At 65.8% G+C, this 13,052-nt stretch carries 8 protein-coding genes and 1 pseudogene; 6 read left to right on the top strand and 3 right to left on the bottom strand.

Annotation, left to right across the window (positions count from 1 at the left end; genetic code table 11):
• The first annotated feature begins 6 nt into the window (after positions 1-6).
• The 5 genes from D0B54_RS18645 to D0B54_RS18625 all read left to right on the top strand — a co-directional run bounded on the left by D0B54_RS18645 (position 7) and on the right by D0B54_RS18625 (position 7,453).
• Positions 7-816, top strand: a complete 810-nt coding sequence (locus D0B54_RS18645) for a ThuA domain-containing protein (protein ID WP_205527174.1) — start codon at positions 7-9, stop codon at positions 814-816.
• 66 nt (positions 817-882) lie between these two features.
• Positions 883-3,141, top strand: a complete 2,259-nt coding sequence (locus D0B54_RS18640) for a glycoside hydrolase family 3 C-terminal domain-containing protein (protein WP_117293009.1) — start codon at positions 883-885, stop codon at positions 3,139-3,141.
• Positions 3,142-3,190: 49 nt separating this feature from the next.
• The gene (locus tag D0B54_RS18635) at positions 3,191-4,846 is read left to right on the top strand and encodes a carboxylesterase/lipase family protein (RefSeq protein WP_162932549.1); all 1,656 of its coding nucleotides are present in this window, start codon (positions 3,191-3,193) and stop codon (positions 4,844-4,846) included.
• A gap of 32 nt (positions 4,847-4,878) precedes the next feature.
• Positions 4,879-6,570, top strand: a complete 1,692-nt coding sequence (locus D0B54_RS18630) for a class I adenylate-forming enzyme family protein (RefSeq protein ID WP_117293005.1) — start codon at positions 4,879-4,881, stop codon at positions 6,568-6,570.
• Positions 6,571-6,655: 85 nt separating this feature from the next.
• On the top strand, positions 6,656-7,453 hold the full coding sequence (locus D0B54_RS18625; RefSeq protein ID WP_117293003.1) for an SDR family oxidoreductase: 798 nt from the start codon (positions 6,656-6,658) through the stop codon (positions 7,451-7,453).
• 62 nt (positions 7,454-7,515) lie between these two features.
• Here D0B54_RS18625 and D0B54_RS25240 read toward each other — a convergent pair.
• Together D0B54_RS25240 and D0B54_RS18615 are read right to left on the bottom strand one after the other, a co-directional pair.
• Positions 7,516-7,734 (bottom strand): annotated as a pseudogene (locus D0B54_RS25240) (tyrosine-type recombinase/integrase); the annotation flags it as partial.
• Between the two features lie 63 nt (positions 7,735-7,797).
• Positions 7,798-8,460: a TetR/AcrR family transcriptional regulator gene (locus D0B54_RS18615; protein ID WP_162932548.1), complete on the bottom strand. Its 663-nt coding sequence runs from the start codon at positions 8,458-8,460 to the stop codon at positions 7,798-7,800.
• Positions 8,461-8,537: 77 nt separating this feature from the next.
• On the opposite strand from D0B54_RS18615, the gene D0B54_RS18610 reads away from it, so the two are divergent.
• Positions 8,538-9,773, top strand: coding sequence for a sterol desaturase family protein (locus D0B54_RS18610; RefSeq protein ID WP_117292999.1), 1,236 nt, complete (start codon positions 8,538-8,540; stop codon positions 9,771-9,773).
• Between the two features lie 126 nt (positions 9,774-9,899).
• On the opposite strand, the gene D0B54_RS18605 is transcribed toward D0B54_RS18610, so the two are convergent.
• Complete coding sequence (locus tag D0B54_RS18605; protein ID WP_117292997.1) at positions 9,900-12,980, bottom strand: parallel beta-helix domain-containing protein; 3,081 nt, start codon at positions 12,978-12,980, stop codon at positions 9,900-9,902.
• Between the last annotated feature and the right edge of the window lie 72 nt (positions 12,981-13,052).

Here is a 13,052-nt window from a genome sequence, read left to right as displayed (position 1 = left end):
GACGTCATGAGAAAACTCTTAGTGTTGTTCCTGATGCTGGGCCTTGCGGCCTGTGACGGCGCCAGTGCCGCGCCCGCAACGGCCACGCAGGAGTCCTTCAATCTGCTGGTGTACTCGCGCACCACGGGTTTTCGCCACAACTCGATTCCCGACGGCATCCGCGCGTTGCGCGAGCTGGGCCAGCAGAACGGTTTCAGCGTCGATGCCACCGAGGACCCCGCGGCATTCACGCCGCAGAATCTGCAGAAATATGCCGCCGTGGCGTTCCTCAACACCACCGGAACTGTGCTGGAAGCGCCGCAGAAGGCGGCCTTCGAGGATTACATCCGCGGCGGCGGTGGCTATGTCGGCGTTCACTCGGCGGCCGATACAGAGTACGACTGGCCGTTCTACGGTGAACTGGTCGGTGCCTGGTTCAAGAGTCACCCGTTGCTGCCGCAGTCGGCGGTGCTGGTCAACGAGGCGCCGGACCAGCCTTCCACCGCGCATCTGCCGGCACGCTGGCGCATCCTGATCGACGAGTTCTACTCCTTCCGCAGCAATCCGCGAGGCAAGGTGAAGGTGCTGCTGAGCCTTGACGAGAAGACCTACCTGCCGGATCCGAATACCTCGCTGATCCTGGACTTTCCGAACATCGTCTCCGGCTCCATGGGCGATCACCCGATGAGCTGGTGCCACGAAAACCTCGGCGGGCGCGCCTGGTACACCGCCCTCGGGCATGAACCGGCTTCCTATTCGACAGAGCGGTTCCGCAAGCATCTCCTCAATGGGGTCCTGACCGTCACCCACCGGGTGCCTGCGGACTGCAATCCCTGAATCGGCAACAAGAACATAAGGCCAAGACATGACGGCATGTAACAGCTGCACCCCGGGAGAGACTTCATGAACGTCCTGTTCGCATCGAGGCTGGCGGGCCTGCTCCTGGCAGCTCTCCTGGCTGGCTGTGAAAGCTCGTCTCCGGTCGAATCGCGGACGCTGCCGCCCGCGGTGTCCGGGGGCGATCAGCCGCCCGACGCGAATCCGGATCCAAGGATCGCACAGTGTCCCTGGATGGATGCCACGCTGGCTCCGGAACAGCGTGCGGAGATGCTGATTGCGGCAATGAGCCAGGACCAGAAGCTGCACATGACCTCGTTCGGGTTCCCGGGACTCTATGTCTACTACGGCAGCGTCGGCCACATTTCGGATATCCCGGAACTGTGTATTCCGGCCCTGAAGATGAGCGACGGCACCAGCGGTATCGGGCTGGCGCAGCTCGGCACCACGACCTATCCCGCCGGCATCGCCCGCGCGGCGGCCTGGGACCCGGAGCTGGCGAAGCGCTTCGGCGAAGCGGTAGCGGACGAAGCCTTGGCCAAGGGGATCAATGTGTGGCTGGGCCCCGGCATGAACATCGCCCGCTCGGTGCTGAACGGGAGGCAGTTCGAGTATCACGGCGAGGATCCGCTGCTGTCGGGCGAGACGGCCGCGGCGACGATCCGCGGCGTGCAGAGCCGGCCGGTGCTGACCTCGGCGAAGCATTTCGTGGCGAACGACCAGGAAACGGAGCGCATGACGATCAACGTGAACGTCGACGAGCGTACGCTGCGTGAGATTTACTTGCCCCCGTTCGAGGCTTCGGTCAAGGCTGGGGCCGCTACGATCATGTGCTCATACAACCGGCTGAATGGGCCCTATGCCTGCGAAAATCCCGAGCTGATCAACGGCTACCTGCGGCGTGACTGGGGTTTCGACGGCTTCGTAATGACCGACTGGGGGGCGATGCATTCGACCATCGACTCGGTGAACGCGGGGACGGACATGGAGATGGCGGTGGTGGCGATCCCGCCGTTCTACGGCAAACCGATCGGCACCGCGATCGACAGGGGCGAACTGAAGCAGGCGCAGCTCGACACCATGATGCGGCACATCTTCGTGCCGATGTTCCGTGAAGGCCTGTTCGATCACCCGCCGTCGGAACCGCTGCCGGCGCTGCTCGCCAGCACGGCGACCCCGGCCCATCGCCAACTGGCGCGCAGCATCGGCGAGCAGTCGATGGTGCTGCTGAAGAACGACGGCGAGCTGCTGCCGCTCGACCGCGGTCGTGGCCGCCGGATCGCACTGATCGGTGCCGCCGCGAGCCCCGTCGGCGCGGTGCTGACGGCTGCCGGCGGTGGCGGCTCACGGCCCGCGCCCCTGCCTCTGCCGGTCAGCCCGCAGGAGGGCATCGGCGCCCTCGCCGCGACGCGCGGCGACACGATCCTGTATGCCGACGGCACTACCGGCATCGACGCGACACTCATGGCCGCCGCCGCGGACCTCGCCATCGTGGTCGTAGCGCAGGGTGGTGGCGAGGACGCAGACATCAAGTCGATGAGCCTCGGCCCCTGGTTCTGCGGGCTCACCGGACCGAGCTGCCTGGACCTGCCACTGTTCGACCAGGACCGTCTAGTGGAAACCGTGGCTGCCGCCAACCCGAACACGATCGTGGTGGTCAACGCGGCGGCGCCGATCGAGATGCCCTGGATCGACCAGGTGCGCGGCCTGATCTATGCCTGGTTCCCTGGTACGGAGAACGGCAACGCGCTGGCAAACCTGCTGTACGGCGAAGCCAATCCCTCCGGTCATTTGCCCATCAGCTTGCCCAAGGCTTACGCGGATACCCCGACCAGCACGCCCGAGCGCTATCCCGGCGTCGATGGCCAGTTGAGCTATTCGGAAGGGTTGCAGGTTGGGTATCGCTGGTATGACGCGCAGGCTATCGAGCCGCTGTTCCCTTTCGGCTTCGGTCTCTCTTACACCAGTTTCGAATTCTCCGGGCTGTCGGTGACCAAGGCCGGCAACGGCGCCCGCCTGAAATTCAGGCTGCGCAACAGCGGCGCAAGGCGTGGCGCCGAGGTTTCCCAGGTCTACGTGGAGTTCCCGCCGGAGCTCGGCGAGCCGCCGCGGCAGCTGAAGGGTTTCCGCAAGGTCTTCCTGGAGCCTGGGGAGTCGCAGACACTGACGCTGGATCTTGATGCGCGCGCGTTCTCTTACTGGGACACTGATCGCAACGGCTGGGTGCAGGGTCCGGGCTGCTACGGCATCCGTGTCGGCAGCTCATCTCGCGATCTGCCGCTGGCGGCGCGGTTACCGATCTCGGGCGGTTCATGCGCACGTTGATGAGTATGCGGAACGGAATTACGGTTCCACACTGGCAGCGAGGACGAGAATGACGACGACGCATCGGGGCACCAGCGATCCTGCTGCCGGCGGCGGCCTGGCAGAGGACCCGGACATCCGGATCACGATCCGGCAGGGCCGGCTGCGCGGACACCGCAGCGGCGATGTCTGCATCTTCAAGGGTATTCCGTACGCGCAGCCGATCACGGCGCGCGCACGCTGGCTGCCGCCGCAGCCTGCAGAGCCCTGGGCCGGCGAACACGACGCCCGTCATTTCGGCGTCATCGGTCGGCAGTACATCAAGGTCTCGAGGCCGCTGCCTTTCATGCGGCGACCGTATCTTGCCGCGATCACGGCCGCGATCAACGGCGACGGCAGGCTGGAGCAGGGCGACGACCAATTGACGGTCAACGTCTGGACCCCCGCACCGGATCCCGGCGCCAATATGCCGGTGATGGTATGGATTCACGGCGGCTCCTTCGTCGGCGGCCATGCCGCCAGCCCGGACTACGACGGTGCCGGCATGGCGCGTCGTGGCCTGGTGTTCGTGTCCCTGCAGTACCGTCTCGGTCCGCCCGGCATCCTGCACGCCGGAAGCCTGTATGCCGACGGGTTCGGCTGCGACAACCGCGCCTTGCTCGACCAGATTGCGGCGCTGCGATGGGTGCAGGACAACATCCGCCAGTTCGGAGGCGACCCGGCGACCGTGACCATCGCCGGACAGTCTGCCGGCGCCGTCGGCATCTACGCGCTCGCGGCCAGTCCGGCGGCGAAGGGCCTGTTCCGACGGGCCATCGCGATGAGCGGCAACCCCACGATGATGTCGCCGGCCGCCGAGAACCATCGCCTGGTCGCCGATGCACTGAAGGCGAGTGGCCTTGAGCCTGGAGACGAGGCTGCATTGCTGTCGCTGGACCACGAAGCGCTCTACCGCTTGCACCACTGCATCGACCGCACCGCCCGCAAGGGAGGCAGGGCCCGCTACGGCCTGCGTGGCAGCCGTGGCGTCGGTGCCTATTTAGCGGTGGGCGACGCGGCACTGCCGGATTTTCCCCTCCGGGTGTTCCAGCAGGGCACACCCAACGACATTGACCTGATGCTGGGCTGCTGCGCCGACGACGGCCAGATGTTCTCTGCGGTGATGCCGATTCCCGGCGTGCTGGCCTCGCGGCTGATCCTGATGGCCATCGCCGACGCCTTGCCGGGCGGCGACGTCGGCGCGGCGGTGGCTCACTACCGTGGGCTGATGCCGCTGTCCAGTCGTGCGGAACTCGGTGATCGCGTGCTCAGCGACGCGATCTTCCGCATACCGACGATCCAGGCGGCGGAGGCGCACGCCGCCGCGCATCCAGGCCGCACCTGGCTCTACCAGGTGGACTGGCGGGCCGCGCCACCGGGGCTGCGCGCGATCCACGGCGTGGACTGTGCGCTATGCCTGGACAACGTGCCCGATGCCGGCGGGCTGCTCGCCGCCGACGAAGCTACTCGTGCGCAGGCACAACTGATGGCCGATGCCTGGGCCGCCTTCGCGCGCAGCGGCCGGCCCGCGGTAGCGGGCTTGCCGGACTGGCCCGCTTATGACGAGCGGCGCCGCACAACGATGGTCTTCGACCGCAGGAATCGTCTGGAGGACGACTACGCCGGCGAGTTCCGCGAGTACTGGCCTAGTGCTGTCGCGGCTATCGCCGCGCTGCCGTCGCCCTGAATCCCTACCGCAGTTCCAACGAGATCGAGCAGATGAGCGATACCGAGAAAGTACAACAGATCATGCGCCAGATTTCGCAGGCCGCGCCGGACTTCACGGTCGGCGGTGCTCGGGTCGGCGACATGGAATACCCGGCCTACGCCAACGCACCGGCATCGCTGCGCGCGCTCTGCGACCGCGTCTTTCCGCAATACGGCGAGGCGCCCTTCCTGGTCTACCAAGACGAGCGCTACAGCTTCGCGGAAACCCACCGCCTGGCGTGCCGCCTGGCCCGTGTGCTGGCGGAGGACTACGGCGTCGGACCTGGCAGGTGCGTGGGTATCGCTATGCGCAACATGCCGGAATGGATCGTCGGCTTCCTCGCCGTGCAGATCGCCGGCGGCACCGTGGCGGCGCTGAATTCCTGGTGGGGTGCGCGGGAACTCGAATATGGTGTGAAGGACTGCGGCGCGGAACTGGTGCTGGTGGACCCCCAGCGCCTGGACCTACTGGTGCCGCTGCTGGGACCGAAGTTGCGCGCCATCGTCGCACGCAGCGAGGGTGTGTTGCCCCCCGGAGTCCACAGTTTCGAGGCGGCGACCGCTGCCGCGCCGGACGATGCCGCGCCACCCTCCGCTATGGGGCCGGACGACCTGGCGATCATCCTCTATACCTCGGGCACCACCGGGCAACCCAAGGGCGTGGCGCTGGACAACCGCGCGGTGGTCCAGCAGTTGTGGGTTTGGCTGCACTACACGCTGGCCTCGCTGCAACTGGTGCCGCCGGCGCCTTCGATCTGGCCGCCGGCTGTGCTGCTGACGATTCCGCTGTTCCACGTCAGTGGCTGCAACTCGGTGTTTCTGATGTCGCTACTGATGGGCCAGAAGATCGTGATGATGCACCGCTGGTCACCCTCCGAGGCGCTACGGCTGGTGGAAGCCGAGCGAATCAGTACAGTGGCCGGCGTGCCGACCATGGCGGCCGATTTACTCAATGCGCCGGACCGCGAGCACTACGATCTCTCGAGCCTCAAGCTGTTCAGCGGCAGCGGCGCGGCCACGCCGCCAGAGCGCATCCGTGAGTTGGGCGCCAAGATGCCCTCCGTGGCCCCCAACACCGGATATGGCATGACCGAAACCTGCGGCGCCGGTACCGTGATTGGCGGCCAGGATCTGCAAGCGCGACCATCGAGCGTGGGCCGCGCGCTATGGCCGCTGGTGAGCCTGAAGCTGGTTGACGAAAGCGGACATGACTGCGGCCTCGCGCCCGGCAATCGCGGCGAAATCTGGATTCGCAGTGTCACCAATATGTACGGTTACTGGAACAAGCCAGACGCAACCCGCGAGACCTTGCAGCAGGGATGGATCAAGACCGGCGATCTCGGCGAATTCGACGCTGAAGGTTTCTTGTATATCGTTGGACGGATCAAGGAAATCATCATCCGGGGTGGTGAGAACATCAGTTGCAACGAGGTGGAAGCGGCGATCTACGAGCATCCCGACGTATTGGAGGCGTGTGTGTTCGGGGTGCATGACGACCGGCTGGGTGAGGCTGTTGGCGTCGCCGTAGTGCCCAGACCAGGCCGGATACTGTTGCCTCAGAAGCTGTGCGAGTTCCTGGTCGGCAGACTAGCGCCTTACAAAATCCCCCAACACGTGGCTGTGCGCTCAGAAGGTTTGCCGCGCGTTGCGACCGGAAAGATAGATCGGCTCAGTTTGAAGAGAAGCAGCTTCGCCTCCGAGTAGCAACGAATCGTTCGGGAAATACTGGGTATTGGGAATTCCAGCTTTTCTCTTGTGTCAGCTGCGCTTGTTGGGAAGGAGTGGATTTTTGAGTTATCAAGGAAAGGTTGTTTTCGTCGCTGGCGGCACTAGCGGCATTAACCTTGGCATGGCAGAGGCCTTCGCCGCATGCGGCGCAAGAGTTGGCGTGCTAAGCCGTAGCGAAAAAAAGGTTGAGTCTGCGGTGGCAGCATTGAACGTGCATGGTAGCGGTGCGATGGGCTTTGCCAGCGATGTGCGCGATTACGAAGCAGTGGCTTCGGCGTTGTCGCGGACCGTCGACACTTGGGGGCCAATCGACGTTCTGATTTCCGGGGCCGCAGGAAATTTCCTGTCGCTTGCATCTCAGCTTTCGCCAAACGCATTCAAGGCTGTTATTGATATTGACCTTCTCGGAACCTTCAACGTGCTTCGGGCTGCATACCAGCATCTGCGAAAGCCGGGAGCTGTTGTCCTCAACGTCACGGCACCCCAGGCATGGATACCGACCGCTTTCCAGGTCCATGCTTGCGCCGCAAAAGCAGGCGTGGACCAGGTCACCCGCACCTGTGCCTTGGAGTGGGGGCCGGAAGGCGTCCGCGTAAACGCGATCGCGCCGGGTCCTATTGCGGACACTGAAGGCATGCGGCGACTCGCTCCTGATCCTGCTATCGCGAATGCCTTGATCGCCAGTGTTCCCTGCCGTCGCTACGGCAGAGTCGATGAGATTGCCCGTGTAGCACTCTGGCTTTGTTCCTCTGATGCGTCCTATATCACGGGAGTGGTGTTGCCTGTCGATGGTGGGTGGTCATTGGCGGGGTCGGCTGGGCTGACGCAGGCCGTGGTAACGGCCGGTGGAGTGGGGTAGCGCCAACAATCTGCCCTTGTCACGGCCATGACGTTTTCGCCAACCCTCTTCTTCTGGGTGCCTCACGGAGAACACTGTTTGCCCCAGTCTTCCATAAGTTGGAAGCGCTTATCGAAGAGGTCCCCTCGGCGATATGCCGCCTCGACCTTGTCACCGACGGTATGTGCCAGAGCCATCTCAGCCACTTCATGCGGGTAGGATGTCTTTTCCGCAGCCCAATCCCGAAAGGTTGAACGGAATCCGTGTACGGTTAGATCGGAGCGATTCATCCGGCGCAACACCAGATCAAAGAGGGAGGGATTCGAACCCCGATACAGACGACGCGGGGTTCGGCTGCCGGCGCGTCAGCGCCTGCGTCTCGGCTTTCCGTCGAGCTGGGACAGGACGAAATCGCACATCATCCCGACCAGCCGTTCCGCCATGGCATCGCCGAGCGGATGGATGCCGTCAGCGATGCCGCTGCCATCCTGCTGCGCGCTGATCGCGATCTGCGGCGCGGCGACGACGGTATAGAGCAGGGCGCCGACCATCGCGCTGCGCGGCAGAGTCACCTTCATCAGCAGTTCGCGCAGGCGTGCGTCCTCGAACTGCATCTCCAGGAAAGCCGAAGGGAAGAAGTGCCGGTGCAGCCATAGCAGGCGGCCGGAGGCCTGCACGCCTTCGCTGAGCAGGATCTGGCCGTAGGCCGGCAGTTCGCGCAGCGCGAGTACGAAGGCCAGCAGCAACTGCCGCAGCTTCTGCCGGTCGCTGGCGTCCTTGCGCAATCGACCCAGGTGGCCGCGGTGCGCGGCGTCGAAGCGCTGCATCAGGCGCTCCGCGGTCTGCTCCCAGAGCCTCTCCTTGCTGCCGAAGTGGTACATCACCAGCGAGTGTTTGTGGCCGGCGGCGGCGGCGATGTCCTGCACGGCGACGCTGTCGTAGCCGCGCGCGAACAGCGGGATGGCCGCCTCGAGGATGGTGGCCTTGACCTGTTCGGCCTGGCGGGAGCGCGGGGTGTCCTTGTGCATGGGCGGCATCCTAGCATTTGACTGATAGAGTAGTCAGTGACATATTTGGCTGACTAAACGATCAGTGAAATGAAAAAATGAAAGCCGCCAGCCTCTGGAATGGGGAGATCCCGCCGGTCTCCGAGAAGTACCGTCGCGCGGGCACGGCCTTCGTCGTGCTGTTCGCGCTGTGGTTCGCGCTGAGCTTCCTGGGCTGGGCGCACTACGTCGCCTACCTGGGGCCGGGCCTGGGCGACGACTGGAGCCTGGCGCCCCTGCGGCAGCTGTGGCGGGAGCTGGGGCAGGGCGACGCTGCGCTGTTTGGCTACAGCTCTGCGCAACTCGGGTTCGCGGCGCTGTTGTTGCTGAACCTGGCGGCGACCGCGGGGATCATCATTGCCGGCTACCTGCGCTACCCGGCGGTGTTCGGGCGGCCCTATCCGCTGCGGGAACTGGTGACCTTCTTCGGGCTCAATGCGATCAATGCTCTGGGCATCCTGCTGCCGCTGGCCCTGATCGCCGCCGCGGGTTGGGCGCTGGGCTTCGGCTTCACCGAAGCCTTCGGCAGTTTCGACGCGCTGCTGCACGCGATGCGCGGGCTGGCGCAGCGCCTGCCCACCCTGGTCGACGTGCCGGGCTGGCTGGCCTTCCTGCTGATCGTCAATGTCGGTGGCTTCTTCCACTACTGGGCGCACCGCCTGTCGCACGAAAGCCGTTTGTTCTGGCTGCTGTTCCATCGCACGCATCACATGACGCCGGAACTGATCCAGCCGGCGACGCAGGCGGTGTTCTTCGCCTTCCCGCTGTTCCTGGTGGCGGCGCCGCTGTACGTGCTGGTGTTCGCGGCCATCGCCAGGCTGATCACGCAGGACCTGGGCACGGTCGTGGCCTGCATCGTCGTCTACAAGCTGCTGGGCGCGGGCGCGACCACCTTCAGCCACCAGGGCGCGCTGTACCACGTGGCGCGGCGCAGTCGCGCGCTGCGTGCGCTGAGCCTGCTGGTGTCGGAAGGCCCCTACCACACCCTGCACCACTCCTCGGAGGCGGCGGAGAACGGCCGCCGCGGCAACCTGGTGAATATCGGCGGTGGCATGTTCTTCCTCTGGGACCGGCTGTTCGGGACCTTCCGGCCGCTGACGGAACACCAGCCTCAGACCGGGCTGGAGGGACGGCCGCGCCTGCGCATGAACCCGCTGCGCCTGGGCCTGGCGGGCTGCGCGCAGATCCTCTACGAACTGCGCCACAACCCGCGCCTGGCCGACCGCCTGCGCGTGCTCTGCCTGGGTTCGGACTACTGTCCGCCGCGTACGCGCGACTACGCGTTGGCCGACTGAGGCTGGCGCCTGGGCAAGCCGCTGAACCTGGCGGAGCGCGCCGCGCTGGCGACAGGGTAGCGCTGCCAGCGGCGCAACAAAAAAGCCCGCTTGCGCGGGCTTTCCTGTTGCAGCTTCTGCTTCCAGCTAGTTGGTGCAGCTCGAGGAGCCCGGGTACTTGGCCTCGTCGACCACGACCACGTCGCGGATCCACTGGTTGACCAGCGCGTAGCCTTCCTCGTCGACCACGCTGCGCGCCAGCGGCGGCATGCGCGCCGCCGGGGTGGTGGCGGTGGGACCGATGCGGAACGGCAGGATCGAATCTTCCAGGTTGCCCGGGTTGATGTCGTGGTGGCGCGTGCCGTTGTCGGTGCCCTCGCGGCCCGTGGCGGTCGGGCTCTTGCAGATGCCGTAGGTGCTGTCGACCTTGCGGATCGAGTCGAGGTACAGGCCGGTGCTGGCGGCGAAGCCGCGCACGTTGTGGCAGTGCTGGCAGTTCACTTCCAGCCAGGCGCGGGCGCGCGACTCGATGTCCTCGCCGGAGCCGGCGGCGAAGCCCGCGTCGCCCGGCTTGTTGAACGCAGGGATGCGCTCGACCTTGGTGGCGATCTGCGTGGCCGGGTTGACGCCCAGGTCGGTGGGGCAGCCGCTGAGCAGGCCGCTGTTGCACCAGTAGGCGATCTGGTTCTGGCCCAGCACCGGGTGTGCAGGGCCCTTCACGAAGTTGGACTCCGGCTTGTAGGCCTTGTTGAGGAAGCGCGCCTTCAGGCCGATCGGGGCGGAGCCGGCTTCGCCGTCCTCGCGCGAGTGGCAGCTCAGGCACTGGTTGCCGTGCGGGATCAGGTAGCCCGGCGTGGAGCCGCTGTGGACGGTGCCGGAATCCACGTCGGTGGTCTTCCAGTGCACCGAGGCGGTGCCGCCGCCCAGGGCGAGCTTGGCGACGCGCTTGCCGTTCACGGTTTCCCAGATGTACGGCAGGCCCACCCAGCGCACATGACCCTTGGCACTGACGCGGCGGATCAGCAGGCGCGTCTCCACCGGCACCTCGGTGCCGGCATCCTCGTCGGCAAAGGTGAAGGTCTTGGCGATGATCGTGCCCTCGGGGAAGCTGTAGGTCATGTTGGCGCCGGTGACGGCACCGCCTTCCTTGGCGTCGTGGTACACGGCGCTCTTGCCCGGGGGGATGAAGGCCACGCGGTACTTCACCGAGTAGTCGGAGAACAGCTTGCTGTTGAGCGAGAACGGCGTGCCCTGGCCGTTGGGCGCGCTGCGCGGGTCCTGCGCGTCGGCAAACAGGTGGTACTGGTCCAGCGTCGGGCAGTTGACGCGCTCGGCGGCAGCGAAGTTCACCGTACCGGCGCTGCCGGCCTTGCACAGCTTCTGGATCTCGGCCTCGGTCGGCGCCGGGTCGTACTCGCCGCTGCGCTTGAACGCGGGGATCACCACCGGCGGCAGCGGTGCCAGGTTCTTGCCGTAGGCGGCGACGCAGCGGTGCGGCTTGATGTCGTAGCTCGACGCGAACTGCAGCAGCTGGGTGGCCGTCAGGCCCTTGAGCACGGCGCCGAGCAGGTCGGCGGGCTTGGACGGATCGGCGGTGGCGGCGGCGATCACCACCTCCAGGCCCCTCAGGCCGTGGAAGTTGGCGAAGTCCGGGCTGGAGCCTTCGAAGACGTTGTCTTCGTCGATGCACGAGGACCACCAGTCGGGCTTGATGCGCTCGTGCGTGCTGGGGTTGAACTTGTACTGGTTGTAGTGGCACTCGGGGTTCGGGTGCTCGCTGCCCAGCAGCGGCTTGCCGCGCTCGTCACGCGGGACCAGGTTGCCGTTGGCATCGACCGGGTAGGGGCAGTCGGACCAGGTGTCGAGCAGGCCGTCCCACATGATCTGGGCGCCGCGGTAGCCGAGGTTGCCGGCGCCGAGGCACTGCGAGAAGTTCAGCGGGTTCAGGCAGGCGGCGGTGTTCTTCAGGCCGATCAGGGCCGGCAGCACCTTGGCCACGTCCAGCGCCAGCAGGTCGCTGGTGGTGGGCAGGGGCAGGTGGCCGCCGTTGTTGCGGAACGTGTTGTTCCAGACGTGCAGGCCTTCGGTGTACCAGTCGATGCGCTTCTCGAACGGCCGGCCGGCGCCCTCGGGGAACAACTCGTAGCTGGCGTGGATCAGGCCGGCGGTGTTGTTGTCCTCGAAGGTGTTGTTGAAGACGTCGATGCGGTCGTAGGACAGCGTGATCATGCCGCTGCCCGAGGGCACGTTGCCGACGAAGCCGCCCGAGGTGAAGTTGTAGGTGTTGTTCATGCGCGCGGTGTTGCCGAACATGCGCGAGCGGTCGCCGTACTGGCGCAGGCCGTCGAGGTCGTACACCAGGAAGCCGCCGGTGTTGCACTCCGCCAGGTTGGTGTCGTACTCGCCGCCGCGGACGTTCTCGATCTCGAAGCCGAAGACGTTGAAGGCAGCACGGCTCTTGCGGATGATCGCGTTGTTGGTCTGGCCGACGTAGATGCCGGCGTCGGAGGCGCCGACCGACTCGGCTTCCTCGATCAGGATGTTCTCGGAGGACACCGGGTAGATGCCGTAGCGGCCCGACTTGGCGCTGACCGTGTAGTCCGGCGAGCGGGTGTCGCCGAGGATGTTCTCGGGAGCCGCCGGGTTCTGCGTGGCCGGGTCGGTGCAGGGCACGTTGAGCAGCTTGGCGTTGTCGGCGAAGACGTTGGCGGCGGTGATCGGCGTGGGGCTCTCGCGGCCGCCGTTGGACGACCAGATCGCACGCACGCGACGCAGCGAGGCGTGGTCCACGCCGCGCAGTTCGATGCCGTTGCCGCCGGTGTCGAGCACCGTCAGGTCCTCGATGAACAGGCCATGGACGTTGACGCCCAGGATGCCTTCGGGGGCGTTGTTGTTCTTGAACGACAGGACCGTCTTGTCCTTGCCGCAGCCCTTGACCAGCACGTCCTCGGTGTCGGTGAGGTTCAGCGAGGAGCTCAGCTCGAAGTAGCCGCAGTCGAACTGGATGGTGTCGCCGGGCGCGGCCTGGACCATCGCCGCGACCATGTCGCCGGTGGCGTTGGCGCCCGGCTTGATCAGGTAGACGCGGCCGTCGCGGATGCCTTCGCCGCCCTTGCCGCCGCTGCTGCTGCCGTTGGAGGAATCGCTGCGGCTGCCGCAACCGGCGAGCAGGGCGAGTGCGAACGTGGCAGCGAGGGCTGCACGTACCTGGGGGGCGGTAAAGAACATTGTCTGTTTCCCTGGGTAACAGGGCTGTAGAACGCCCTGTGAATGGTTATGCACCCTCATTTTAGGCCGGGG

It is taken from the genome of Solimonas sp. K1W22B-7, assembly GCF_003428335.1.
GTDB lineage: Bacteria > Pseudomonadota > Gammaproteobacteria > Nevskiales > Nevskiaceae > Solimonas_A.
This window is presented reverse-complemented; position numbering and strand designations above follow the sequence as displayed.

Coding starts and splice junctions, on each gene's coding strand:
- D0B54_RS18645 (WP_205527174.1), top strand. CDS start 7: ATGAGAAAACTCTTAGTGTTGTTCCTGATGCTGGGCCTTGCGGCCTGT.
- D0B54_RS18640 (WP_117293009.1), top strand. CDS start 883: ATGAACGTCCTGTTCGCATCGAGGCTGGCGGGCCTGCTCCTGGCAGCT.
- D0B54_RS18635 (WP_162932549.1), top strand. CDS start 3,191: ATGACGACGACGCATCGGGGCACCAGCGATCCTGCTGCCGGCGGCGGC.
- D0B54_RS18630 (WP_117293005.1), top strand. CDS start 4,879: ATGAGCGATACCGAGAAAGTACAACAGATCATGCGCCAGATTTCGCAG.
- D0B54_RS18615 (WP_162932548.1), bottom strand. CDS start 8,460: ATGCACAAGGACACCCCGCGCTCCCGCCAGGCCGAACAGGTCAAGGCC.
- D0B54_RS18610 (WP_117292999.1), top strand. CDS start 8,538: ATGAAAGCCGCCAGCCTCTGGAATGGGGAGATCCCGCCGGTCTCCGAG.
- D0B54_RS18605 (WP_117292997.1), bottom strand. CDS start 12,980: ATGTTCTTTACCGCCCCCCAGGTACGTGCAGCCCTCGCTGCCACGTTC.